The sequence below is a fragment of the Ruegeria meonggei genome (assembly GCF_042768335.1).
Taxonomy (GTDB): domain Bacteria; phylum Pseudomonadota; class Alphaproteobacteria; order Rhodobacterales; family Rhodobacteraceae; genus Ruegeria; species Ruegeria meonggei.
In genome coordinates, this window is record NZ_JAXHBT010000001.1 from 3116709 (window position 1) to 3141993 (window position 25285).

General features: G+C 58.2%; 23 protein-coding genes, 2 tRNA genes and 1 pseudogene. 8 read left to right on the forward strand and 18 right to left on the reverse strand.

Annotation, left to right across the window (positions count from 1 at the left end; all coding sequences use genetic code 11):
• Positions 1–553 precede the first annotated feature (553 nt).
• Positions 554–3016, reverse strand: a complete 2463-nt coding sequence (locus SJY13_RS15360) for a GcvT family protein (RefSeq protein WP_377192013.1) — start codon at positions 3014–3016, stop codon at positions 554–556.
• Between the two features lie 85 nt (positions 3017–3101).
• Complete coding sequence (locus SJY13_RS15365) at positions 3102–3908, reverse strand: DeoR/GlpR family DNA-binding transcription regulator (RefSeq protein WP_377192015.1); 807 nt, start codon at positions 3906–3908, stop codon at positions 3102–3104.
• Positions 3909–4066: 158 nt separating this feature from the next.
• Here SJY13_RS15365 and SJY13_RS15370 point away from each other — a divergent pair.
• From SJY13_RS15370 to SJY13_RS15380, 3 genes and pseudogenes are all read left to right on the forward strand, one after another.
• Positions 4067–4186 (forward strand): annotated as a pseudogene (locus SJY13_RS15370) (IS6 family transposase); the annotation flags it as partial.
• Positions 4187–4681: 495 nt separating this feature from the next.
• The gene (locus SJY13_RS15375; protein ID WP_377192019.1) at positions 4682–5008 is read left to right on the forward strand and encodes a hypothetical protein; all 327 of its coding nucleotides are present in this window, start codon (positions 4682–4684) and stop codon (positions 5006–5008) included.
• Between the two features lie 564 nt (positions 5009–5572).
• Positions 5573–5710, forward strand: a complete 138-nt coding sequence (locus tag SJY13_RS15380; protein WP_377192021.1) for a hypothetical protein — start codon at positions 5573–5575, stop codon at positions 5708–5710.
• 157 nt (positions 5711–5867) lie between these two features.
• On the opposite strand, the gene SJY13_RS15385 is transcribed toward SJY13_RS15380, so the two are convergent.
• From SJY13_RS15385 to SJY13_RS15395, 3 genes are all read right to left on the reverse strand, one after another.
• The gene (locus SJY13_RS15385; protein ID WP_377192023.1) at positions 5868–6890 is read right to left on the reverse strand and encodes an aspartate-semialdehyde dehydrogenase; all 1023 of its coding nucleotides are present in this window, start codon (positions 6888–6890) and stop codon (positions 5868–5870) included.
• 111 nt (positions 6891–7001) lie between these two features.
• A complete protein-coding gene (locus tag SJY13_RS15390) occupies positions 7002–8036 on the reverse strand; it encodes a glycosyltransferase family 4 protein (RefSeq protein WP_377192025.1) in 1035 nt (344 codons plus the stop codon).
• A 23-nt stretch (positions 8037–8059) separates the two neighbouring features.
• Positions 8060–9232, reverse strand: coding sequence for an MFS transporter (locus tag SJY13_RS15395; RefSeq protein ID WP_377192027.1), 1173 nt, complete (start codon positions 9230–9232; stop codon positions 8060–8062).
• Positions 9233–9372: 140 nt separating this feature from the next.
• Here SJY13_RS15395 and SJY13_RS15400 point away from each other — a divergent pair, with 140 nt between their 5' ends.
• Positions 9373–10515, forward strand: a complete 1143-nt coding sequence (locus SJY13_RS15400; protein WP_377192029.1) for a DUF3095 domain-containing protein — start codon at positions 9373–9375, stop codon at positions 10513–10515.
• Positions 10516–10519: 4 nt separating this feature from the next.
• Here the strand turns inward: SJY13_RS15400 and SJY13_RS15405 are convergent, their stop codons facing one another.
• Positions 10520–11290: an HpcH/HpaI aldolase family protein gene (locus SJY13_RS15405; RefSeq protein ID WP_377192031.1), complete on the reverse strand. Its 771-nt coding sequence runs from the start codon at positions 11288–11290 to the stop codon at positions 10520–10522.
• A 220-nt stretch (positions 11291–11510) separates the two neighbouring features.
• On the opposite strand from SJY13_RS15405, the gene hpaR reads away from it, so the two are divergent.
• On the forward strand, positions 11511–11939 hold the full coding sequence (hpaR, locus tag SJY13_RS15410; RefSeq protein WP_377192033.1) for a homoprotocatechuate degradation operon regulator HpaR: 429 nt from the start codon (positions 11511–11513) through the stop codon (positions 11937–11939).
• Between the two features lie 511 nt (positions 11940–12450).
• A complete protein-coding gene (locus SJY13_RS15415; RefSeq protein WP_377192035.1) occupies positions 12451–13149 on the forward strand; it encodes a fumarylacetoacetate hydrolase family protein in 699 nt (232 codons plus the stop codon).
• A 3-nt stretch (positions 13150–13152) separates the two neighbouring features.
• Here SJY13_RS15415 and SJY13_RS15420 read toward each other — a convergent pair whose 3' ends face one another.
• Positions 13153–14361 (reverse strand): winged helix-turn-helix domain-containing protein, encoded by a 1209-nt coding sequence (locus SJY13_RS15420; RefSeq protein ID WP_377192037.1) that lies wholly within the window; start codon positions 14359–14361, stop codon positions 13153–13155.
• A 4-nt stretch (positions 14362–14365) separates the two neighbouring features.
• Positions 14366–15391, reverse strand: coding sequence for a LacI family DNA-binding transcriptional regulator (locus SJY13_RS15425; RefSeq protein WP_377192039.1), 1026 nt, complete (start codon positions 15389–15391; stop codon positions 14366–14368).
• Between the two features lie 115 nt (positions 15392–15506).
• On the opposite strand from SJY13_RS15425, the gene SJY13_RS15430 reads away from it, so the two are divergent.
• Positions 15507–15583: transfer RNA gene (locus SJY13_RS15430), tRNA-Arg, on the forward strand.
• 3 nt (positions 15584–15586) lie between these two features.
• On the opposite strand, the gene arsB is transcribed toward SJY13_RS15430, so the two are convergent.
• The 4 genes from arsB to SJY13_RS15450 are packed head-to-tail and all read right to left on the reverse strand — an operon-like array spanning position 15587 to position 19696.
• Positions 15587–16609, reverse strand: a complete 1023-nt coding sequence (gene arsB / locus SJY13_RS15435) for an ACR3 family arsenite efflux transporter (RefSeq protein ID WP_377192041.1) — start codon at positions 16607–16609, stop codon at positions 15587–15589.
• Positions 16606–17871, reverse strand: coding sequence for an organoarsenical effux MFS transporter ArsJ (gene arsJ, locus SJY13_RS15440; RefSeq protein WP_377192043.1), 1266 nt, complete (start codon positions 17869–17871; stop codon positions 16606–16608). Before arsJ ends, arsB begins: the two co-directional genes overlap by 4 nt.
• Positions 17868–18866 (reverse strand): ArsJ-associated glyceraldehyde-3-phosphate dehydrogenase, encoded by a 999-nt coding sequence (locus tag SJY13_RS15445; RefSeq protein WP_377192045.1) that lies wholly within the window; start codon positions 18864–18866, stop codon positions 17868–17870. The genes arsJ and SJY13_RS15445 overlap by 4 nt, the downstream gene beginning before the upstream one ends.
• Positions 18863–19696 (reverse strand): arsenate reductase/protein-tyrosine-phosphatase family protein, encoded by an 834-nt coding sequence (locus SJY13_RS15450; protein ID WP_377192047.1) that lies wholly within the window; start codon positions 19694–19696, stop codon positions 18863–18865. The genes SJY13_RS15445 and SJY13_RS15450 overlap by 4 nt, the downstream gene beginning before the upstream one ends.
• A 213-nt stretch (positions 19697–19909) precedes the next feature.
• On the opposite strand from SJY13_RS15450, the gene SJY13_RS15455 reads away from it, so the two are divergent.
• Positions 19910–19985 (forward strand) — tRNA-Thr (locus tag SJY13_RS15455).
• Between the two features lie 32 nt (positions 19986–20017).
• On the opposite strand, the gene dxs is transcribed toward SJY13_RS15455, so the two are convergent.
• From dxs to SJY13_RS15485, 6 genes are all read right to left on the reverse strand, one after another.
• Positions 20018–21946 carry a 1-deoxy-D-xylulose-5-phosphate synthase gene (gene dxs / locus SJY13_RS15460; RefSeq protein ID WP_377192049.1) on the reverse strand — a complete coding sequence of 643 codons (1929 nt, stop codon included), beginning with the start codon at positions 21944–21946 and terminating at the stop codon, positions 20018–20020.
• Between the two features lie 14 nt (positions 21947–21960).
• Complete coding sequence (locus SJY13_RS15465) at positions 21961–22827, reverse strand: polyprenyl synthetase family protein (RefSeq protein WP_377192051.1); 867 nt, start codon at positions 22825–22827, stop codon at positions 21961–21963.
• Positions 22828–23070, reverse strand: a complete 243-nt coding sequence (locus SJY13_RS15470) for an exodeoxyribonuclease VII small subunit (protein WP_377192053.1) — start codon at positions 23068–23070, stop codon at positions 22828–22830.
• Entirely contained in the window at positions 23067–23993 is a 927-nt protein-coding gene (locus SJY13_RS15475; protein ID WP_377192055.1) for a histone deacetylase family protein, read from the reverse strand. Before SJY13_RS15475 ends, SJY13_RS15470 begins: the two co-directional genes overlap by 4 nt.
• Positions 23994–24061: 68 nt before the next feature.
• A complete protein-coding gene (locus SJY13_RS15480) occupies positions 24062–24763 on the reverse strand; it encodes a response regulator (RefSeq protein ID WP_085822569.1) in 702 nt (233 codons plus the stop codon).
• Positions 24760–25272, reverse strand: coding sequence for a MarR family winged helix-turn-helix transcriptional regulator (locus tag SJY13_RS15485; protein ID WP_085822570.1), 513 nt, complete (start codon positions 25270–25272; stop codon positions 24760–24762). The genes SJY13_RS15480 and SJY13_RS15485 overlap by 4 nt, the downstream gene beginning before the upstream one ends.
• Positions 25273–25285: the final 13 nt, after the last annotated feature.

Genomic DNA, 25285 nt, shown 5'->3' on the forward strand with positions numbered 1-25285 from the left:
TCCTCTGTCGGTTGATTTGTCTTAGGAACACCATTCTGGAGTGGTGCTTGATTACGGTTTTATGTCTCCGCAGTGTGACAGAATAAAGAGTCAAGAAAAATCGATTATACCTACCACATCATAAGTAAAACCTATGTAAATTACCCCACGTTTCCGTGTGAATCTTGGCAGTATTGCACACAGGTCGCCGTCATTCGGGATAACACCCATCTCCCAAAAACCTGGACTTTAAGGTGACGCGTTGACCGCAGGCATCCAAATGGGAACTAGCTCCGGAAATAACTGCCAAATACTCCGCCTTATTGATTGGAAAATGGTGAACCGTTTTTGCAATACAGACATTATTTACCCCAAAATTTACCCCAAAGCACCAACTTTACAGCCGCTTAGAAGCCCGGTTTGCGCGAAGGGCAAAACTCAGCCTCAATTGCAGCCATCACTGATTGTTCACAAACCTGGGCCCTAAATGCCTACATTGGTCGCGGTAATTTCGCCGCTTTTGACGAATGAGAAGGGATTCATCGGAGCCAACGCCGGACAGTTTCAAGACTGCCTATAGATCCAGTTTGGGCCGTTCACCTTTCGGATCGTAGGGTGATCGCAGATGAGCAGTTGCCGTATACCTGACTCCGGCAAGGTCAATCTCGAAGGCTCCTGCGCGGACATAGTCGACCGTGATGCGTTCGGGCGCATCCAGCTGGCACAGTGCGACTGCAGAGCCCAATGTGTGGCCATAGGCGGCTGAACGGACCTCGCCAATTTCGACACCGTTGTTCAGCACGGCCTCACCGCCCCACAACTGCGGCACGCCGTCGTCCAGCACCAGCTGTACAATGCGGGTTTTCAAATGATCGGGATCGTTCTTAGCCTTCAACAGCGCCGCCTTGCCGATGAAGTCACTCGGCTTGTCGAAATCGACTGCAAAACTCAGCCCGGCCTGGATAGGTGTGATGTCGGGAGTTAGCTCGCGGCCCCAAGCACGGAAGCCCTTTTCAAGGCGCAACCCTTCCAACGCATAATATCCGGCATCCCTAATACCATGCTCAGTCCCCGCGCGCATAATATCTTCGTAGACGCCCACCGTGAATTCAACCGGAACAACCAGTTCCCAGCCCAGCTCACCCACATAGGTCATACGGTTGGCCAGTATGGTGGCATAGCCCAGATCGATCTCTTGCACGGTGGCAAAGGGGAATGCGGCGTTGGACAGATCCGCGTTGGTCAGCTTGTTCAGCACAGCCCGTGATTTCGGTCCCATTATCGCCAGTACTGACCAGGCGGCAGTGACATCCGTCAAGAACACATGCGCATCCTCGTCGAAGTTTTTGCGTATCCAGTCAGCATCGTGCACCGCCTGGGCCGAACCGGTGATCAGCATGAACTCCTGATCCTTCAGGCGCAGCACAGTCAGGTCGGATTCATATCCACCGCGTTCGTTCAGCAGGCCAGTATACACGGTGTGAGCTACCGGTACGTCTATGTTGGCCGCGCAGATCCGGTTCAGTTGGGCACAGGCATCACGGCCCTGTACTATCAGTTTGGCAAACGAACTCTGGTCAAAGATCGACACCCCTTCGCGGGTATTCTTGTGCTCGGCCGCAACCGCATTATGCCAGTTCTGTCGACCAAAGCTGTATTGGATTTCCGGTGTTTCACCTTCAAAGGCAAAGTAATTTGCCCGCTCCCAACCCATTTTCGATCCGAATACGGCGTTCTTTGCAGCCAACCGGTCATACAGCGCTGACCGGCGGAACGGGCGTGCGCTATCCAATTCACGGTTGGGCCAAGGCATCGCGTAATGAAGGCCCAGGGTTTCTTTGACCCGATCATGCAGCCAGGCGGGGTTGTTGTTGAAATTGGCGAAACGACGGATATCGACGGCAAACAGATCCGATGTCGGAGCCCCCTCAATAATCCATTCGGCCAATGCCCGCCCCGCCCCGCCAGCACTGGCGATCCCCATGCTGTTAAAGCCCGCGCCAACAAAAAAGTTCTTTAGCTCGGGCGCTTCGCCCAGAAGAAAGTTGTTGTCCGGTGTAAAACTCTCGGGGCCATTATAGAATTTTCGCACACCCGCCTCTGCCATCCGCGGCACGCGGACCAAGGCGTTCTCAAGGAGGATTTCGAATTGGTCCCAGTCGTCGGGCAACAGCTGAAAGAAGAACCTATCGGGGATGCCATCCATTGCCCAGGGTTTGGCCTCGGGTTCGAACCCGCCCATTACCAGACCGCCGGTTTCCTCTTTGAAATAGATATAGCCGTCGGGGTCACGCAGTACTGGCAGATCCGGGCTCACGCCTTCGACCTTTTCGGTCACGATGTACATATGCTCGGCCGAGTGCAGGGGCACGTTAACACCACACATCTTGCCCAGTTCCCGCGCCCACTGACCACCGCAATTCACGACGACCTCGGCCTCGATGGTACCTTGATCGGTGACGACACCTCTCACGGCGCCATCCTCGGTCAGAATATCGGTTACCTTGATGCCTTCAATCACCTTGGCTCCGCCCATTCGAGCGCCCTTGGCCAACGATTGTGTCAGGTCGGTCGGATTGGCCTTGCCGTCACCCGGCATCCACAGCCCACCCTTGACGTCATCGACCTGCATCACCGGCCACTTATCCTGTGCGTCCTGCGGAGTGATAACTTCAACTTCGACCCCTTGCGCGCGCGCCGCTGCTGCCGTGCGCATCAACATGGTCATACGATCCTCGGTGCGGGCGACGGTTACTGACCCACACTCCTTCCAGCCGGTTGCCAAGCCTGTTTCAGCCTCAAGCTGCGAATAAAGCTCAGTTGAATAGCGGATCAGATTGGTCATCGCCGGTTGGCTGCGCAATTGCCCGACCAGACCCGCCGCATGCCAAGTGGTGCCACAACTCAACTGCCCTTGCTCTAGAAGAACCACGTCGCTGTGGCCCATTTTTGTCAGGTGGTACGCCACCGAGCAGCCGACAATGCCACCACCCACGATGACAAATTGCGCGCTTTTGGGAAGTTGCGGTTTGGCCATTGCATTGCTCCATACGGCAGGATTCGTATTTGAACCCATCGTAAGAATGCTTTGCAAAACTTGGCAATAGTTTTCTTTTTTTGGCTTACGCCTGCCCGACCTCGATCTCTGCACTTGTCAGAGCGGCCATAATTTCCTTCGGTGGCATTTCATCCACTACGAGAGAAGCATTTGTTGGTAGCGGTTTCATCGCGACCTGCCCAACCACCCCAAATTTACTGCGGTCAGCAAGAACCAGCGATCTATGAGCCTGCTGCATCATCAGGTGACGTAAGTTTGCCGCTTCAAGGGAAAAGTCGGTGAACAAGGCCTGTGCTGTCAGACCACCGACGCCAACCAAAGAGTATTCTGCATGGTATCTTCGAAGGTGATCTAATGTGTCCAGACCCATCGTGCAATTCTCGGAAATGTCCAGACGCCCACCCAAAATAGTGATCTCTGTCGCCGCTGGGATCAGGATAGAGGCGATGGTCAAGTCGATGGTAAAAACAGTTAAATTTTGATGGGAGTGGGCCAATGCCTGTGCCGCCGCGCGGGTGGTTGATCCATTATCAATTATGACACTGGCCCCATCAGGGATCATCCTGGCAACATAGGATCCAATCCTTTCCTTACCCTTTGGATTGGTCAAAGGCCGGCTTGCCATGGGCGGCTCTTTCGTGCGGATGTTAGTCGCCCCGCCCCGCACCTGATTGAGCTTGTTCTCCTGCGCCAGCAGTTCGATGTCTTTCCGCACAGTTTCCCGCGAAACGCCGAGCCTCTCAGTTAGCGATCGGATCGAGACGGCGGGCTGACGCGAGACTTCGTCAAGGATAATTGCATGGCGCTGAGATGGTAACATCGTAGACGTCTCGTTGGTTACGGCTTGTCCAAAGATGCCAAGTTTCGCCAAGTGCGTCCAGCGTTTCAGTTAACCTCAATGGCTCTGACACCAAATTTTGCCACCTGTCAGACGCGAGGGAATGGAGGTTTAGGTGCTCAGGACCGGAGAAAACAGACTGTTGCATTGACCGTCTGTAAGATCGAGCAAGAGAACTCTTGGCGTCTTACATGCCCAGATTTGATCCATTCAAGTTCCACCGTTTTTCACCCAAGATCATCCCGTTGGCCCTGCGCTGGTACTGCGGGTACCCGTTATCCTACCAAGATGTTGTCGCTCTGCTGGCCGAATGAGGCGTTGATGTGGGCCGCTCCACGGTTTTCGGTGGTTTCGGCTACTGGAACGGTTTCTGATGGGATACCCTGTGGGCGCGTCTTGGCGTGCGCGTAGTAGAGGGTACTGGTGAAACCGGGGCTCTGTTTGGTCAGTTTTACAACACCCGTGCCCTTGACAACGAAGCCGGAGTTTCGTTCAGCGAAGACGCAGTCATCACAGAGCGCAACAAAACGATCTCGAGCTGACACTTGGTGGTCACTTGGAGAGCGCTACGCAAACCATGCTGGTCGGCTCAGTATCTGCCTGAAGTGATTTTAACGGCAGTTCGGACGACTAAGGCTATGCAGACCAGATCGGATTTGAGTTCAGCCTGTAACCTGCCATCAACAACAAAACAGAGAAAGCGCCAATAGGATACTGCCTCTTGTGGGCCACCGAGTCGCCACGTACTGACCCCCTCAAGTCGGTGGCTCACATCAACTTTTACCCAAACAAAAGGATCCTTATTGATGAAGAAAACCCTGTTTGCCGCACTGGCTGCCATGACTTTGACATTGTGTTCCTCTGCATATGCCGAAGATCTTGAATTCCTGCTGCACAATGACAGCAGCTCGGATCTCGTCGAGTTCAATATCTCTCCGGCTTCATCTGACGATTGGGAGGAAGATCTTTTGGCAGACGGCTATCTTGCGCCTGGCTACGAAACCGGAGTTGACATTGTAGACGGGTTGACCACCTGCATCTATGATATTCGTGGTATCTTTGCCGATGGTTCAGAGGCCGAAGACTTTGGCCTGAACCTATGCGATCTGGGTGAATACACATTCACAGACTGATTGAGCATCATAACCGGGACGGTTGATCACCGGGAAAGCTCCGAACTGTCGGAGCTTTCATTCCCTAGCTGATCCAGGCTGTCTTTAATCAGGCTGAAAAGTGGTAACAAACTACTTTGTCACAATTCCATTCTGAGTGCGGATTTTACCTGTTTGGCTGACAGCGTCCGGTGCGACCTACCGAAAGCTTTTACGGACCAATTCCCTGTCGGCATACAGTTTTTAGGTGCGAGTGCTGCCGATGCGCATCTCTGCCGGAAATTTCTTTTTCACCAACATTCTATTGACGTGTGCGTTTTACATCTCCAGCTTTGACTCCTTTGGAGGTGCTGCTCTGAGCATCGAATTTACAGGGGCTGAAATTGTTTCCTGGTTCCTGGAAAATGGTTGGTGATCCTGAACCTATGTGTGGGCGTGGACCTTCGTATCCGTCGGCCTGGTGATTTTCGCTGGCCAAGTTGCGGCATTGCCTCCGCTGCCTCATCGCTATGTGTTTTTGGATTTGCGCTGACGGCTCAGATGTAAGCAAGGATTTGGCCTGGTTTGGCGTATGACACAAGCAATTTGTCCGACAGGACTGAACAGGTGATGTTTGGGATCTCTGCCGTCTGGGGACGGGTTGTGATTGCGTCCATGACGGCCATGGCCAGCCCTATTGCTGTGCTGGGATTTGGTGAGCACAGAGTATTCCACTCTGGCTGACCTGGCTCAGTCTTGTCTTTGGCGCCGAACAGGCCATCGAAACAGTTACGATCTTTTGTCTTCCCGCGAAAGGTGCAGGCGCCGTAGTCGCAACAAGCACAAAGAAAATGGGCCGCCCGAAACAGGCGGCCCTTGCGGCAGTTCTGTTGGGTGGGCTTTAGCCCTTTTTCAGGACTTCACGGCCCAGCAGTTCGGCGATCTGGACGGCGTTTAGGGCGGCGCCCTTGCGCAAGTTGTCAGACACGCACCAAAGGTTCAGGCCGTTTTCAATCGTCGAGTCCTGGCGGATACGGCTGATGAACGTGGCGAAATCGCCGGCGCATTCAATAGGCGAGACATAGCCGCCGTCTTCGCGTTTATCGATCACCATGATGCCGGGCGCCTCGCGCAGGATGTCGCGGGCTTCGTCTTCGTCGAGGAACTCCTCGAACTCGATGTTCACGGCCTCAGAGTGGCCTACGAACACGGGCACACGAACACATGTGGCGGTAACCTTGATCGACGGATCGACGATCTTTTTGGTCTCGACCACCATCTTCCATTCTTCCTTGGTCGTGCCGTCTTCCATGAAGACGTCGATCTGGGGAATGACGTTAAAGGCGATTTGTTTCTGGAACTTGTTCGGCGCAACCTCCGTGGTGGGGTTATAGATGGCCTTGGTCTGATCCCACAGCTCGTCCATGCCGTCTTTGCCCGCGCCCGACACCGACTGATAGGTCGATACGACAACGCGTTTGATCCGCGCGCGATCATGCAGCGGTTTCAGCGCGACAACCATCTGCGCGGTCGAGCAGTTGGGGTTGGCGATGATGTTTTTCTTGGCGTAATCGTGGATCGCCTGCGGATTGCATTCGGGTACGATCAGCGGGATGTCCGGATCATAGCGATACAGTGACGAGTTATCGATCACTACACAGCCTGTGGCGGCTGCTTTGGGCGCATAGACCTTGGTTGCTTCGGATCCCACGGCAAACAGGGCGATATCCCAGCCGGTGAAATCGAACGTGTCCAGGTCTTTGGTGGATAGGGTCTTGTCGCCAAAGCTTACTTCGGTGCCCAGCGACCGACGGCTTGCCAGGGCGGCAAGTTCATCGACGGGGAACTGGCGCTCTGCCAGGATGTTCAGCATTTCGCGGCCCACATTACCTGTGGCGCCGACGACTACGACGCGATAGCCCATTTCATGTCTCCAGAGTTAAGGACGCGCGTTCATAGCCGCGCCACGAGAAAGAAAAAAGAGTTATCGGGACATATTTCGCCCGATGACACCGATTTGACGCGGCGCTTCGCCTCAGGTGCCGCTCAATAACCGTTCATAAAGCGCCACAAGGGTCTTTGCCTCGCGGTTGATGTCGAAATTCTGTTCCACATGGGCGCGGACGGCGTTGCCGGATCGGGCAAGAGAATCGGGGTCAGACAACATGTCAGCGGCGGCATCGGCCAGCGCGGGAGTGTCACCGGGCTCCACCACATGCCCCAGAGACGGATCTGTCACGATCTCGGAAAACGCACCTACATCGGTGGCGACAACCGGTACGCCACAGGCCATCGCCTCAAGCGGGGTCAGGCCAAAGCCCTCCCAGCGCTGGGGGGCGATGAACAGGTCCAGAACCTGATACCATTCGGCGATCCGGTCCACAGTGACCTCGGGCATGAAAAGGATACGATCGGACAGGCCTGCTTTGGCGACCTTGTCCTTCAGCCCAGCCAGAAAGGTCGTGTGTTTTTCGGTCGCGCGGCCCATGACGATGCCGTGGACATCATCGAACCGGCCACACAGGTCGATCATTGCATCGACAAAGGCATCCGTGCCTTTTTGATGGCGGATACGGCCATAGCAGCCCAGCAACAGCCCCTCGGGCAGACCCAATTGCGTACGAACCGCCGCCTTGTCCTGCGGCGGCACGAAGTCCTGCAGGTTGATACCATGCATGACCACTTGCGCGTCACGCTCCATATACCCGGCGGTCTTGCGCGACGTCGCAACCACCGCGTCCATCTTGTCGATCAGCCATTTCGTATAACCGGTGTGCGCCCGTTGTGAGGCGCTGGTAAACAGCAGTTTCAACCGCAGCCGGAAGATATTGCGCAAGATCAGGCCCAGCAGCATCTCGGTATTGCGCCGGGCGTGCCAGACCCGCGCTGTTTTGCGGGACAAAAACGGCAAGCGCCCCAGGGCTATATGCGGGATATCCGCGGGCAATCCTGGTCCGGTGGCCGCGATGTCGATCCATTGCACCTGCAAGGGCACCAGCCGGGCAATCGTCGCGGTCACGCCGGACAGCCTGCGTTTGAGGTTGGGGGCAATGACGCGCGGGTCGGACATGGATGCTCCTGTCGGTTCCAGCGTCAGTCGACGCTGTCGCGGCTGAATAGATAGATCACGCAGCCGATGGCAAGCGTGACCGCGAAAAAGCCGAATATCGCTGTGTAGGACGCGGTTGGGCTGATGTCTACCGTACCCGCATGGATGCGGCCGGTGACAAATTGCGCCAGCCCCGCGCCGCCAATCCCAAAGAGGTTCAACAGGGTCATGCCCCGCCCAACCAGATGCGGCGGTACAAACGCACGGCCATGGGCCATGATGACCGGGAAGCTGGCTCCCATGAAACCGATCACCGCCATCAAACCGACTGACACCCAGACTGCCGCGTCGACCCACAGGCACAGCAGCCCCAGCGCCGCCGCGCCCAGCGCATTACCGCCAAAGATCACCCATTTCCGTGTGCCCAAAAGCCGGTCGAGCGGCCCATAGGCAAAGGTGCCTGCAATCATCGCGGCCCCCATGAACAGGGTCGCGGTGCCGATCTGGGTGGTGCCAAGGGCGAACACGTCGTTCAGGTATGGACCGGCCCACAACCCGCGCGTTGCCGCCGACGGCGCATAGGCCACCAGCATCAGCGGCAGGATCGCCCACAAGGCGGGCTGTTTCAGCAGGTCCAGCACCGATCCTCGGTGTTCGCTCTCAACCTGTTTGGGGTCGTGAACGCTGATCCAGATACCTGCGGCGATGATGGCCGAGGTGGCGGCCAGAGCTGCCATCGTCGCGCGCCAGCCCATCAGCTCAACCGCCAGAGCCGTGGGGTAGGAGGCCACCAGATTGCCAACCGACCCGACCCCCAGCATGAGTGCGGCCAGGGTGGCAAACCGCGCCGGGCGGTATTCGCGCGCGAAGATGTAGTAAGACGCCATCAAAACCGGCGAGCAACCAACCCCGATCAACCCCATGGCAATGGCGATATGCAGGGGCGTGCTGGCCACTGCAAACAGCGCTGCCCCGCCCGCGCCACCGATCATCAGCAATACCGCCGCCGTCAGGCGCGGCCCGATCCGGTCCAGCGCCCAGCCTACAGGCAGTTGCATCGCCGCAAAGACCAGAAACCAAAGCCCTGATGCAAAGGCCAGATCCTCGGGCGTGGCCCCGATATCGCGGCCCAGATCTACGCTGAGCACGGCCAGAAAGGCGCGAAAGAACTGGCTGAGCACATAGCCCAGACACAACACCACCAGACCTGCCTTCATGAAATCTGCCCTTCCCCAAGTTGCGCGGAAATGCTTGGCACGTCCCGATGCGTCCTACAAGCGCATGTGCTATGATGATTTCACAGGACAGTCATGACAATCGCGCTAGCTGTTTAACCGACCCATCACCCGAGGTGCCAATGAAAGACGCCCAGGCCGCGTTTTATAACAGTCTTCCCCGGCAACGGGACTTCACCTTGTTGGCTGAACCGGCGCGCTTTACAGCAGTGCCGGATGACTGGGCACTGGGCGTTGCCGATATCGTCGATTCCACCGGTGAGATCGCCAAGGGGCGATATAAGACCGTTAACATGGTTGGCGCGGCGGTGATCTCGGCGATGATCAACGGATTGCGCGGCAAAGAGTTTCCTTATGTCTTTGGCGGCGATGGGGCGGGGTTTGCTGTGCCCGCAAGCGCCGTCGATACGGCCCGCACTGTTTTGTCCGAAACACAACGCTGGGCGGCCGAAGAGTTCTCGATCGCGCTGCGCGGTGCATTGGTGCCGGTTTCTGACCTTCGTTTGGCGGGCAAAGACCTGCGCGTTGCGCGCTATGCGCCATCAGACGGGGTGGATTATGCCATGTTCTCGGGCGGGGGGCTGGCATGGGCCGAGGCGCAGATGAAAGCAGGAGAGCTTTTGGTACCGCCCGCGGACCCTGGGGCCCAGCCGGACCTGACCGGCCTGTCCTGCCGCTGGTCCAATAGCAAGGCGCGGCATGGTCAGATCGTGTCATTGGTGGTGCAGCCAACCGAAAATGCAACCGAGAGCGACTTTGCCGATCTGGCGCAATCCGTTCTCTCCGCATCCGAAGGGTTGGACCGTGGCGGTCATCCGGTACCCGAGAACGGCCCGCCGATTACCTGGCCTCCCCCCGGTGTGTCAATCGACGCCCATGTGTCGCGGGCGGGACGAAACCTGACCCTGCAAAAGCTGCTGTTGATGGGTCAAAACCTGCTGATCGGGCTACTGTTCAAAACCGGAAAACGGCTGGGGAATTTTGAGCCCGAGCATTACAAGCGGATGGTCAGCCGCAATGCCGATTTTCGCAAATTCGATGACGGGTTGAAAATGACGCTGGATTGCGATCCGTCCACCTTGGCGCAAATACGGATTCTGCTGGAACAGGCGCGCGGGCAGGGCAAGATTCGTTATGGCGTTCACGCGCAGGATGAGGCGATGATGACCTGTTTTGTCCCTTCGGCCACGCGCGACGATCACGTGCATTTTGTCGATGGGGCGTCGGGCGGGTATGCGCGGGCCGCCGCTGCCATGCAGGACTAAGGCGCTATTTCGCTCTCCATTTTTCTGCCAATGCTCGGGACGCCTGCGCCAGCAGCATCACGTCTATCCCCACTGCCAGAAACTGCGCCCCCATGTCCAGATAGGCCTGACGCGCCTCATCCGTGGTGCCCAGGATGCCGGGTGCCTTGCCCGCCGCTTTGATCCGGATCATCGCATCAGCAATGGCGGTGCGCACCTCGGGGGCGGTGCTGTTGCCCTGATAACCCATATCGGTCGACAGATCCGCGGGGCCGATAAAGACGCCGTCCACGCCACCTACCTTCAGAATGTCGTCCAGCGCCGCCAGACCTGCGCGGCTTTCGACCTGAACCAGCAGGCAAATCTGCTCATCCGCCGTCTGGATGTATTCGGTGGTTGTTCCGTATTGCGTCGCGCGCGAGGCCATCGCGCCCACTCCGCGCACGCCTTCGGGTGGATAACGGCAGGCGCGCACCAGGTCCCGCGCCTGTTCGGCGCTGTCCACCATTGGCACAAGTATCGTCTGGGCTCCGGCATCCAGTACCATCTTGATCAGGGCCGTGTCGCCTACTGGCACCCGGACAACCGGGTGTGACGGGCTGTGCGCCAGCGCCATCAGTTGATCCCGAACCGAACGGATGTCGTTTGGCGCATGTTCCCCATCGATCACCAGCCAGTCGAAACCGGCCGTGCCCATGATCTCGGCTGTGATGGCCTCGGCAAAACTGCTCCAACATCCAATCAGTCGTCGGCCATCATTGAGGGCCTGTTTGAAGTCATTTCTGGGTGCAGGCATGGTCCGGCCTCCTTCTGGATATCATTCGGCGGGCGAGGTTTTCTATATTCTGCCAGTGATGGGTACACGGCCCCGAAGGTCAACGGTCTTTGCGGTGGGCCGAGGATTGGATGTTCTGAGTGTTTTGGGAAAATCAGGCTCTAAAAAGGCCAAAATTGCGCAACCGATGCGATAGTTATTGTTAAGTTGCAGTGCCGCCCGATTTCGTACAGAATTTATTATGACCAATGACTTACCGATGACGTCACGTTCGCTGCCCATTGCGCTGCTGCGGGCACGGGAAAGGGTCATGGGACCAATTCGCAATATGCTCGCGGATGCAGGGGTGACGGAACAGCAATGGCGCGTGTTGCGCGTTCTGAAAGAGGACGGCCCGCAAGAACCGACACATATTGCTGAACGGGCCTGCCTTTTGCTGCCCAGTCTCACCCGAATTCTGCAAAAGCTGGAAGCCAAGGGATTGATCCTGCGGCGGGTGCATCCCGGCGACAAGCGCCGCCAGATCGTCGAGGCCACTGCCAAAGGGGAGCAGATTATCCGCGACAATATCCAGGTATCGATCCGCCTGGCCGATGAGCTGCGCGCCAAACTGGGTCCGGACCGGCACGAGGTGCTTCTGGACCTGTTAAATGATCTGCATGACCTTTAGACGTGACAGCAAACACAAACCCCGCCAGAGAGATTAGGGACCTCTCCGACGGGGCGGCCAGACTTGCACTGGACTGGGTGTCTGGCCCAGGCCGGTTGCGCCGGGTGTGTTCCAACGGTCCGACCCGCTATTCAGAGAACGTGCCGCCTGAAAATAGACGGCTGATCTGCACAAAGATTTCTGGGGGCAGCATCTTTGGCCGTAGTTCTCCGAAATATGCACCTTGTTTCCGGGTTAAGTACCGGTTTTCATAGGTTTCTTTTGGTAAGCGCAAAGGCTTGAGCCCCCGCTAAACGCGTGCGTGACAGCAAGACCAGGGCATGCCCTGGCGGGTCAGAGCACGTCTCGCTCTGCCAGCTATAGACGATAGAGCCCTTTTGGGATTTTCAAGGCATGTACGTCCAATTGTGATCGAAGACAGAGTGCGGCGACGGCGCTGCCCTGTCATGGCTTGTCCTGAACCCCTCCTTCCCTAAGATGCACCCTTGCCTGACGAAAAAAGGGGGCCTTGATGCCAGACAGTCTGTTTTCTCTTCCTGCACCGGTTTCCATTCCGGTTCAGGGACAAACCGCGACCTATCCGGTGGGCAGGATTTTCTGTGTTGGTCGCAACTATGCGGCCCATGCAGCCGAGATGGGCCATGACGTCGACCGTGAGGCTCCGTTTTACTTCACCAAATCCGCTGCCAACGCGGTTTTGACCGGGGCAACGGTGCCTTATCCTCCGGGCACCGAGAATTTCCACCACGAGATGGAATTGGCTGTGGCCATCGGCAAACCCGTGTTCCGGGCGACCAGCGACCAGGCTTGGGGGGCTGTCTATGCCTATGGATGTGCGCTGGACATGACGCGCCGAGATTTACAGATCCGCGAGCGCAACAAGCAGCGCCCCTGGGATCTGGGCAAGGACTTGGAAAATGGCGCAGTGTTTGCGCCGCTGGTGCAGGCTTCGGACTGGGCCGCGACGGATGACAAACGCATTCACCTCAGCGTCAATGGGGCGCTGCGTCAGGACGCAAAGCTGGACGAGTTAATCTGGAAGATCGATGAGATCATCAGCCATCTGTCCGGGTATTATCACTTGCGCCCCGGTGACCTGATCCTGACCGGCACTCCGGCTGGGGTCGGTCCGGTTCAGGCTGGCGACGTGATCGAGGGCGGGATAGACGGCCTGCAGCCCATCAAGCTGACACTGGGGGACGCAGAATAGACCCTAATTAGGGTCTTTCAGCCAGCCAGAGGCATACTCGACGTCATCCAGACCGGTAAATCGGCGGACCCGGTCCAACTCTGATTGCAGCCGCCGGGTCCGGGCTTCGGACCAGCGTACGGATCTTTCCGGCCATAGGGCGCTGACGTGAAGAATGCCGCGATCGCGCTGTGCTTTCATATCGATCCGCCCGATTAGACGGTCTCCTTCCAGCAGCGGGAATACGTAATAGCCATAGGTGCGCTTGGCGGCGGGCACAAAGACCTCGATCCGGTAGTGGAACCCGAACAGCCGCTCGGCCCGGCTACGGTCGCGCAGCATCGGATCAAAGGGGCTAAGCACGCGGATACGGCTGGTTGGAGTGGGCACATCTGACGCAGCCAGACCCGGCCGGGCAAGCAGTTTGCGCACGCGGCCATCGTTACAAATGATCTCGATTTCTTCTAGAAGCCCCTTATTTAGGCCCTGTTCGCACCAGTTCTTCGCTTCGGTCACACTGACCGTATCCCAAAACGCAGCCAACTCACCCGAGGTTGCGAATCCCAACCGGTCCAGCGCCGCGTTGCACAGCCAATCAACGGTCTGGTCCGCGTCGCAGACCATGTTGCCGGGACAAAGATGTGTGTCGATCACCCGTTCGGTCAGATCGTATCGCTTTTGGAATCCGCTGCGGCCAATCACCGTCAGCGCGCCCGAGCGCCACAGAAACTCCAGCGCGGTTTTGGATGGGTGCCAGTCCCACCACCCGCCAGAGCCTTTCTTTTCGTCTTTCCCCACGTCCGACGACGACACCGGACCGTGGTCACGGATATGCTGCAGGACGGTAGCGAATTGCTGTTCGAACCCATCCCGGCGCCAGTTCTTCCAACGCGATTTCAGCAGATCGGCATCCCGTTGAAACCGCAGGTGCCAGTGTGGGTAGAACGCCATTGGAATAACGGCCGCGTCATGGGTCCAGTGTTCGAACAGCGCCCTGTCCCGCTCGTACAGACGCTTGAGGTTGCCAGCGCGATAAGACGGTCTGCGCGAATACAGGATCATGTCATGGGCGCGGGCAACGGTGTTGATGCTATCCAGCTGCACAAAGCCCAGACGATGAATCAATTCCAGCAGATCCGCGCCTTTTGCGTCGCCCGAAGGGGTTTCGGCAAGCGCATGGTGATCCATGAACAGGGCACGGGCCGTCTTGTTGTCCAACCGCTGCAGCGCCACGGGTTTAGCGCCGTTTCAACGTATCGCCATAGCTGATCTTGGGGGTCAGAGTTATCCGCGTATCGACCTCGGCATTTGGGTCGGCCAGCTGTGCGGCGATGATCTCAGCCGCCTTGCGCCCGATTTCTAACCGGCAAGCATCCATTGTGGCCAGTTTGCGCGGCAGGCCTTGCAGCAACTCAACATTGTTGAACCCGGCCAGACCGATCTGGCCCGGTATGTCGATCCCCTGATCCAGCAGGTACAACAACCCACCTGCACCGATCATGTCGTTGGAGTAATACAGGAAATCCAGTTCAGGCGAGCGTTCCAGCATGGCCTGCGTCATCTCTCGCCCCTTGGCCAGGGCGGATCCGCCGGAATAAAACTCGCGGTCTTCGATTTCGACCCCGTGTTTGCCCAATACTTCGGTAAACCCTTCGAACCGTTTTCGTGCGCGATGGTCCAGCGGCATCTTGGTGCCCATGAACCCGATGTGTTCATAGCCCGCCTTCAGGATCGCCTGCGCCATCTCGCGCCCGGCGCGGCGGTGGGAAATGCCAACCATCGCATCAACCGGCTTGCCATCGGTATCCATGATCTCAACCACCGGAATACCCGCGGAATCCAGCATGGCACGCGCGGCCTCTGTATGCTCCAATCCGGCAATGATCACGCCCGAGGGCCGCCACGAGAGCATCTCGTACAGCACCTTCTCTTCTTTCTCGGGCAGGTAGTCCGTGACGCCGACCACGGGCTGCAATTCGGTGTCTTCCAACACCTGATTGACACCAGTCAGAACCTCGGGGAAGACCATGTTCGACAGTGACGGGATGATCACCGCCACAAGGTTGACCCTGCTCGACGCCAGTGCGCCCGCAATCTTGTTGGGCACGTATCCCAGCTCTTTTGCGGCAGCCAAAACACGGGTGCGGGTGGCATCAGACACATCGCCTCGGTTGCGCAGAACCCGGCTGACCGTCATCTCGGATACTCCGGACGCTTCCGAGACATCACGAAGGGTAAGCGGGCGTTTGGTATCTATTGTCACGGAGGGCACCTGCACTGTTGTTTTGCCCGATGGTAGCGTGAACAGGACGCGTTTTACAACTGTTGTGCAAAACTCATGACATCCCGAAAAAACACAGGTACAGAGAGCCTTGCGCGGCCCCGTGGCTCAACTGGATAGAGCAGCCCCCTCCTAAGGGGCAGGTTGCAGGTTCGAATCCTGCCGGGGTCGCCAGTTTTATGAAGCAGCAGGATCTGGGAACCGGGCGCGGGTGCGGTTGGCGAACGCCACCAGAGACAGCATGACGGGCACTTCAACCAGCACGCCGACAACGGTTGCCAGTGCCGCGCCGGAATTTAGGCCAAACAGGCTGATAGCCACGGCCACGGCCAATTCAAAGAAGTTGGATGTGCCGATCATGGCGCAGGGGGCGGCAATGCGGTGGGGAACCTTCAGCGCATAGGCTGCGCCGTAGGCAAGTGCGAAGATGCCGTAGCTCTGGATCAGAATGGGTACCGCGATCAGCAAGATCACAATTGGTTTGGACAAGATCGTCTGACCTTGCAGGCCAAACAGGATCACGACAGTGGCAATCAGGCCCATCACTGACCAGGGTTTGACCCGGGCTGAGAAAGTGTCGATCGCTTGTTGCGATCCCAGCGCGCGGCGGGTGATCAGGCCGGCGATCAGGGGCAGTACGACATACAGAACCGTCGCCAGAACCAGCGTTTGCCAGGGCACCGAGATATCAGTGACGCCCAGCAGAAAGGCCACGATGGGCGCAAAGGCTACAACCATGATCAGGTCGTTGACCGAGACCTGAACCAGCGTATAGGTCGCGTCTCCTCTGGTCAGTTGCGACCAGACAAACACCATCGCTGTGCACGGCGCGGCGCCCAGCAGGATCAGACCGGCGGTGTATTGGGCGGCGTCCTCGGGTTGTATCCACGGTGCGAACACATAGTCAAAAAACAGCACGGCCAGCAGCGCCATGGTAAAGGGCTTGATCAGCCAGTTGACCACCAGTGTGACAATCAGCCCGCGTGGCTGGCGGGCCACACCTGCGACCGCACCAAAATCAACGCCGACCATCATCGGGTAGACCATTGCCCAGATCAGCACTGCCACCACAAGATTGACGCTGGCAAACTCGGCCGCAGCAATCATCCCAACCAGTGCGGGTGCGATCAACCCGATCAGCATGCCTGCGACCATGGCAAAGGCGACCCACACGGTCAGGTAACGCTCGAATATACTCATGACAGGGCCTCGGATGTCTGATCATGCATTCTGGCAGAGGCCAGCGCGGATAGGGCCACCATGAGCGTGGCGGTGCCAAGAACCATGGGAAGCCCTCCGATTTGATAGGTCAGGCCAGACAGGACCGTGCCCAAAAGACGGCCGGTGGCGTTGGCCATGTAATAGAACCCGACATCCATCGTTACCCGCTCGGCCTGGGTTAAGGACAGGATCAGATAGGAATGCAACGAGGAATTCACCGCAAAAATAGCACCAAAAACCAGCAGACCAACTACCAGCGTTAGGGTCAACCATGTCTCGGGGCCTGAAGACAGGACTACGGCCACTGTCAGCGCGGCCGGTACGCAAAACAGCGCGGCGGCCCAGTCGCGGGCGGCGCGGATCAGCTCAGCCTCGGCCCGGTCAGCAGCGCGCAGAATTTTCGGCGCGCTGGCCTGCACCGCGCCATACAGGATGATCCAGACTGCCATGAACGTGCCGATCATGAAAAAGGCAGAGCGGTTTCCGGCCTCGGATCCGTCGGACAGCACCGCGTAGAAATAGATCGGGATGCCGACCACAAACCACACATCGCGGGCCCCGAACAGAAACAGGCGCGCAACACAAAGCCAGTTGATATTGGCGGATTTCGAGAACACCTCGGTGAACTTTGCGCCTTTGCGCCCTTTGGGCAGCCCCGGAGGCATGAACAAGACAACCGCCACAAGGATGATGCCCAGAACGATGGCCATAGCGAGCACGGCCCAGACAAAGCCAAAGGTGGCCAGTATTCCGGCACCCAGCAAAAACCCCAGCCCCTTCACCGCGTTCTTTGACCCGGTCAGAATCGCCACCCAACGAAACAGGCCGCCATCTTTTGTCGGTGCCAGCAGCTTCACCGCGGATTTCGAGGACATCTTGGCCAGATCCTTGGCCACCCCGCTGGCCCCTTGCACAATCATCACAAAGACCACAGACGCGCCAATCGCCCAGTTGGGATCCAGTTGAGTCAAGGTCAGTAGTGCCAGGACCTGCAATCCCAGCCCCGCATACAGTGTCGAAGTCAGACCAAACCGCGCCGCGATCCATCCGGCGGCCAAGTTTGTACCCATGCCCGCGATTTCGTACAGAACAAACAGATAGGCCAGTTGAACCGGTGAAAACCCCATGGTGTGGAAATGCAGCAGCATCAGCATCCGCAGCGCCCCGTCGGTCAGCATAAAGGCCCAATAGGCCGCCGTGACGGCGGCATAGGCTGACAGACCTTCGGGTTTGTGGGTCACAGCGCCGCTCCGACCATCAGGGCGACATCGACCAGGCGATGCGCATAGCCCATTTCGTTGTCATACCAGGCGTAGATTTTCACCTGTGTCCCATTCACCACCATTGTCGAAGGCGCATCGATGATCGAAGAGCGGGTGTCGTTTGTGTAATCGGCCGACACCAGCGGACGGACCTCATAGCCCAGGATACCACGCAGGGCGCCCTCGGCAGCAGTTTTGAAGAGGCTGTTGACCTCTTCGGCCGTGGTTTCCCGCTCAACTTCGAACACACAATCCGTCAGCGAGGCGTTCAGCAACGGCACGCGCACGGCGTGGCCGTTCAGCCGCCCTTTAAGCTCGGGGTAGATCAGCGTGATTGCTGTGGCCGAACCGGTCGAGGTCGGGATCAGCGAATTCAACGCCGAACGAGCGCGACGCAGATCCTTGGCAGGGCGGTCAACGATGGTTTGGGTATTGGTCACATCGTGGATTGTGGTCATTGATCCGTGGCGAATACCCAGGTTTTCGTGGATGACCTTGACCACAGGAGCTAGACAATTGGTGGTGCAGGACGCTGCGGTCACAATGCGATGGTTGGCGGGATCGTAAGTCGCCTCGTTCACACCCATCACGATGTTGGCGGCGGGGCCGTCCTTGACCGGGGCAGAGACGACAACCTTTTTGACGCCCGCCGCAAAATAAGGGGCCAGCTTGGCCTCGGACTTGAAGACGCCTGTACAGTCGATCACCACATCGACACCTTCCAGTGGCAGAGCAGAAATATCTCGGGTGCCAATGAATGGCAGGCGCGTGCCGTCGATGGTCAAACTGTCGGCGTCATGGGAGAACCGGGCATCCCAGCGCCCATGGACCGTGTCAAACTCCAGCAGATGCGCGTGCATTTCCGGATCGCCCATCGCATCGTTGATCCAGGCGATGTTTGCGCCTTTTTCCAACAGCGGTTTCAGGGCCAGTTTTCCCATCCGGCCCAGCCCGTTTACAGCGTAAGTAATCATTTTGAATCCTCAACTGACGTGCGTCCGATGTCATCAACAGCGGATTGCAGCGCGATCCGGTCCAAGCTTTCAACCGGCAATGAGGTGAACGCCTCGATCCGACGCTTGAGCGCGCCATAGGCGTTCTGGAAGGCCAGGCTTTTCTCGGCCTCGGTGCCGTTGGCCTTGACCGGGTCGACCATGCCCCAATGGCCGCTGATCGGCTGGCCTTCCCATGCTGGGCAATCCTCGTTCGCGGCCTGATTGCAGACGGTGAACACGAAATCCATTTTTGGCGCATCAGGGGCGGCAAATTCGGACATATGTTTCGAGCGCAGGACCGAGGTATCGTGCCCCTTGTCCTGCAGCACCTGCACCGCAAACGGATTCAGGTCCGAGGTCGGTTGCGTTCCAGCGGAATACACGTTGAACCGTTCACCGCCCAACGCGCGCAGCAGCGATTCAGCAAAGATCGAGCGTGCGGAATTGCCCACGCACAGAAACAAAACACTGAACTTGCGATCCGTCATGGCGTCATTTCCTTGGGTAAAGGGCATGCAAAGATCAGGGCGACCACGGCAACAATCGAGGACCAGGAAATCCAGCATCTGCTGCACGGTTTTCATATCAACGGAATAGAGCAGAGAGGTCCCGGCCCTCTCTTGTGTCACCAGTCCTGAACGCTGTAGTGCATTCAGGTAGTTCGACAGGGTGCTGGCCTTGATATCCAGCCCGGTCGCCAGTTCACCCGCGGGAACGCTGTCAGGAAACCGTCGCACTAACATGCGAAACACCGAGATGCGCTGCGGGTGACCGAGGATGGCCAGTTGGTTGGTAATTTCTTCTATCATATTTCATGAAATAATGAAATAATTGGTGAGTGTCAATCCGAAACCCAGGCAAAAAACCGCCCTCGTAATTCACTGAAACAGTACGATTTCTGCGCCGGAGACCATCAGGGGAAAGGATCTGACGCCGGGGAATCACGCGCTGGACGGCCGGCGAATTCCCGGGGTTTCGAGACTTGCACGCATCCCCGTGACCGTCTAAACGATCCTTCGCTTGCCTCAATAGCTCAGCTGGTAGAGCAGGTCCTTCGTAAGGACAAGGTCGGGGGTTCGAGTCCCTCTTGAGGCACCACGGCTTTTCAGAAACTCCGCAAGTGAATCGCCTCAGGCGCGTTTTTCGCGGATTGAAGCAACGCCCAGAACCGAAAGCACTTTGGCCTCGATCTGTTCGGCATTCATGCCCGCAACTGCATACATATCGGCTGGGTTGGCGTGATCGATAAAGGTGTCGGGCAAAACCATTGAGCGAAACTTGAGGCCTTCGTCAAACACGCCCTCATCCGCCAGCAACTGCGCCACATGGCTGCCGAAACCACCTATGGCGCCTTCTTCTATAGTGATCAGGGCTTCGTGGTTGGCGGCCAGATCAAGGATCAGGTCGCGGTCAAGAGGCTTGGCAAAGCGGGCATCGGCGATGGTCGGGGTGATGCCGCGTGCCGCGAGCGCCTCAGCCGCCTTTTGAACTTCAGCCAGACGGGTGCCAAAGGACAAAAGCGCGACGCGCGCGCCTTTCTGGATCATGCGGCCTTTGCCGATCTCCAGCACCTCACCGCGTTCGGGCAGATCCACGCCGACGCCTTCGCCCCGCGGATAGCGGAAAGCGATGGGACCGTCGTTATGCGCGGCGGCAGTGGCCACCATATGCATCAGCTCGGCCTCATCGGCAGCGGCCATGACGACGATGCCGGGCAGGTTGCTGAGGTAGGCGATGTCGAACGAACCCGCATGGGTCGCCCCGTCAGCACCCACGAGGCCCGCACGGTCGATGGCAAAACGCACCGGCAGGCGCTGAATCGCAACATCGTGCACGACCTGATCGTAGCCACGCTGCAAAAAGGTGGAATACATCACGCAAAACGGCTTCATCCCTCCGGCCGCCAGGGCTGCGGAAAACGTCACACCGTGCTGCTCGGCAATTGCAACGTCAAAGCAGCGCGACGGGTAGCGTTCCGCAAACAGGTTCAGACCAGTGCCGTCCGGCATCGCGGCGGTGACAGCGACGATCTTGTCGTCCCGCGCGGCCTCTTCCACCAGTGTCTTGCCAAAGACCGAGGTATACGACGGCGCATTGGAGGGCGCTTTTTTCTGCTCGCCAGTCACCACGTCGAATTTGGCCGTGGCATGACCCTTGTCGCGGGCTTGCTCGGCAGGACCATAACCCTTGCCCTTTTTCGTCAACACATGGATCAGGATCGGGCCGGTTGCCCGCGCCTTGACCGTGCGCAGCACCGGCAAAAGTTGATCCATATCGTGGCCGTCGATGGGGCCAAGATAGGAAAAGCCCAGCTCTTCGAACAAAGTGCCGCCTACGGCCATACCTTTCAGCATTTCCTTGGCGCGTTTGGCCCCCTCTCGAAACGGCTCGGGCAGCAGGGACACTGCGCCCTTGGCAGCAGCTTTCAGATCGTGGAACGGCTGTTCGGCGTACATGCGCGACAGATAACTGGACAGCGCACCAACCGGGGGGGCGATGCTCATCTCGTTGTCGTTCAGGATCACGATCAGGCGTTTTTTCAGATGCCCGGCGTTGTTCATTGCCTCAAACGCCATGCCGGCAGACATCGAACCATCGCCAATCACCGCAATCGCGTCGCCCAGACCTTCGGGTGTGACCCCGCCCAGATCGCGGGCGACGGCAAAGCCCAAAGCGGCGCTGATCGAGGTACTGGAATGCGCCGCGCCAAACGGGTCATAGGGGCTTTCGCTGCGTTTGGTGAACCCGCTGAGCCCATCCTTCTGGCGCAGAGTGCGGATACGGTCGCGTCGTTCGGTCAGGATTTTATGCGGATAGCACTGGTGACCCACGTCCCAGACAATCTTGTCGCGCGGCGTATCAAACACTGCATGCAGGGCCGTGGTCAGTTCCACCACGCCCAGACCCGCGCCCAGATGCCCGCCAGTGACGGACACAGCGGAAATCGTCTCGGACCGCAATTCCTGTGCAACCTGATGCAACTGCGCGTCCGAGAACTGCTTGAGATCCGCAGGGCGGTTCACAAGATCCAGCAGGGGCGTATTCGGGCGGTCAGACATATGGCGTTCCTGGCTTAGCTGTCCCGGGCAATAACGAAGCGGGCGGCGTCCTTCAAGGTTTCAGCCTTCGCACCGTACCCATCCAGCGCCGCGCAGGCCTGATCCACCAGATCGGTCGCCCGCGTTTTGGCGGCCTCCAAACCCAGCAGAGAAACAAACGTAGCCTTTCCCGCCTCGGCATCCTTTTGCAGACGTTTACCGGCCTTTTCGGCATCTCCTTCTACATCCAGAATGTCATCGGCGATTTGAAAAGCAAGGCCAAGGGCTTGGGCATATTGGCGCAAGGGGGCTCTATCTGCCTGAGCCATTCGTGCCCCCGCGCAGGCAGACCATTCGATCAGAGCACCGGTTTTGCCCGCCTGAAGCCGGGTGATCTCGTCCAGTGTCAATGGCATCTCGGTTGTTTCCGCCGCGATATCCAGGGCCTGGCCCAGAACCATACCCCGTGCACCGCTTGCCTGGGCCAGTGTAAGGGCCAGCTCAGCGCGAACCGCAACAGGACCGACCTCGGGGTGGGTGCAGAGTTCAAATGCTATTGCCTGAAGGGCATCCCCGGCCAAAACGGCCGTCCCTTCATCCCATTTCACATGTACTGTCGGACGCCCGCGCCGCAAGTCGTCGTCATCCATGCAGGGCATGTCGTCATGAACCAGCGAATAGGCATGCAACGCCTCAATCCCGGTTGCGGGCCAGATCGCCTGTGCTGGGTCGATGCTATGCAGTCGCGCGCTTTCCAGCACCAGAAATCCACGCAGACGCTTGCCGCCTTCGGTGGCGTAGGCCATCGCCCTTGTCACATCCAGATCGTCCAGCGCGCCCAGAACCAGATCGAAATGATCCTGTATCCGCGCCGCATCCCGCGCCAGTCTTTCGCGAAACATTTACTGACCTTCGACTGGCGTCGTCCCGGTCGGCTGACCATCCGCGTCCAGAGTGATCGCGGCCACTTTTTCCTCGGCCCGCTTCAACTCATCCTCGCAGCGTTTTTTCAGCGCGGCCCCGCGTTCATACAACGCGATGGACTGATCCAGCGCAACGTCGCCGCGCTCAAGCTGGCCAACCACAGTCTCCAGCTCTTTCATCGCCTGTTCGAATGTCATCTGATCAACGGGGGTATCGGTCATCGGACTGCCTTCATCAGTTCTTCCACATGGGCCCGGGTGGCCTCGGCCAGTGCGTTCAGATCATACCCGCCTTCCAGAGTCGAGACGATACGACCATCACAAACCTCAGCGGCGATCTTGCACAGTTCCCCGGTGATCCACGCGAAATCGCCGGTCGACCAGTTCAGGTTGGCAAGCGGATCGTCCTGATGCGCGTCGAAACCGGCCGAAATGATGATCAGCTCGGGCTTGAAGGCACGCAGTCGCGGAAAGGCTTGCGCCTCATAAGCGGCGCGCATCTCTGCTCCACCAGAGCCCGGGGCCAGGGGGATATTCACAACGGTTTCATACGCGCCAGTCTCATCCGGACGGCCAGAACCGGGCCACAAAGGCATCTGCTGGCTGGTGATCACCAAGGCGCGTTTCTCATCCCACAGCAGATCCTGCGTGCCATTGCCATGATGCACATCGAAATCCACCACCGCCACGCGGCTCAGCCCGTGATGATCCAGCGCATGTTTTGCCGCCAATGCCGCATTGCCGAACAGACAGAACCCCATGGCAGTGTCCGTTTCCGCATGATGTCCAGGTGGGCGGATGGCACAAAATGCGTTCGGCACTTCGCCGCTCAGCACCAGATCAACTGCGCGCACGACTGCGCCAGCGGCGCGATAGGCGGCATCAACCGATCCCGGTGACATGAACGTATCGCCGTCTATCTGGTTGAATCCGTCCACCGGACGACTGCTGCGAATGTCTCGGATGTGACTTTCAGGATGAACGCGCAGCAGATCGTCATCGGCGGCCATCGGGGCCGTTCTGCGATCAAGGTCCAGCGGCTCTAGCGTGTGCAGGATATGTTCCAGCCGCGCCACCCGTTCCGGGTGCCCCTCAGGTGTCACATGCCCAAGGCAATCCGCATGAGTCAAAAGGGCGGTCTTCATTGGAATCCCCTATTCATTTGGCCAAACAACCCTCGCCGAAGGCCTGAAATCGCCGCGCAGCGGCACGCTCAATCCGGTGCCAGCATATATCCGGCCCCGCGCACTGTTTGCAGATACCGCGGTTGTTTCGGGTCCTGTTCGATCTTGCGGCGCAGACGGGTGATCTGAACATCGACCGCCCGCTCCTGCGCCTGACCCTTGTCCCTGCCCAGATACTCAACCAGTTTGGCCCGACTGATCGGCTCACCGGGCTGGGCCGAAAAGATCTTCATCAACTGGCTTTCAGTTGCGGTCAGTCGCACCGGGTCTTCGCCCTGCCACATCTCGCCACGTTCCACGTCATATCGGATCGGGCCGAGGTTCAGGATCTTGCTGGCCGTGTCCTGCGCCGGGGTCTCCGGCATTCGTCGCAGGATGGCATTGATCCGAAGCAACAGTTCTTTTGGCTCAAACGGTTTGGCCAGATAGTCATCTGCACCCGCCTCAAGGCCGGCAATCCGATGCTCGGTCTCGCCACGCGCGGTCAACAGCAGGATCGGTGTGGCATGAGTTTCGCGCAGCGCTTTGGTCAGGCTGACGCCATCCTCGCCCGGCATCATCACATCCAGAACGATCATGTCGAAATCCAGCCCCGACAAGACCCGCCGCGCATGGGCGGCGTCGCGCGCGGAGGTCACCAGAAACCCGCTTCGCATCAGGAACTTCTTGAGCAAATCGCGAATACGTTCGTCATCGTCGACGATCAGCAGATGGGCGTCCATGTCGCTCATGAGGTGGTATCCCGCAATTTCGTGTAAGCATGACGCATATCAGCATCCATCATCGCTTCAAGCACTTTACGAAATCCTGACACAGCCTCGGGACCGGCATCCTTGTATGCCGCGCGCATCCGAACGCGCTGGGCCTCGGACAACCTGGCCTCTAACGCTCTGCCGTTTTCGGTCAAAAACAGGTGCCGTTCACGCTTGTCCACGGTGCCGACTCGGCTTTCGACCAACCCATCGTCGATCAATGTCCGCAACACCCGGTTCAAGGATTGTTTTGTCACGCCAAGAATGGCCAACAGGTTGTTGACCGTGGTTCCCGGGGCGCGGTTGATAAAGTGGATGGCGCGGTGATGCGCCCGCCCATAAGCCATTTGCGCCAGGATACGATCAGGGTCCGCGGTAAAGCCGCGATAGGCGAAAAACATCGCCTCGATCCCCTGCCGCAGCTGTTCGTCGGTCAGAAACAAAAGGCTCTCGCCGCCAAAAACTTGGGCGGGGCGGGTATCCGACATATCATGCCTCATT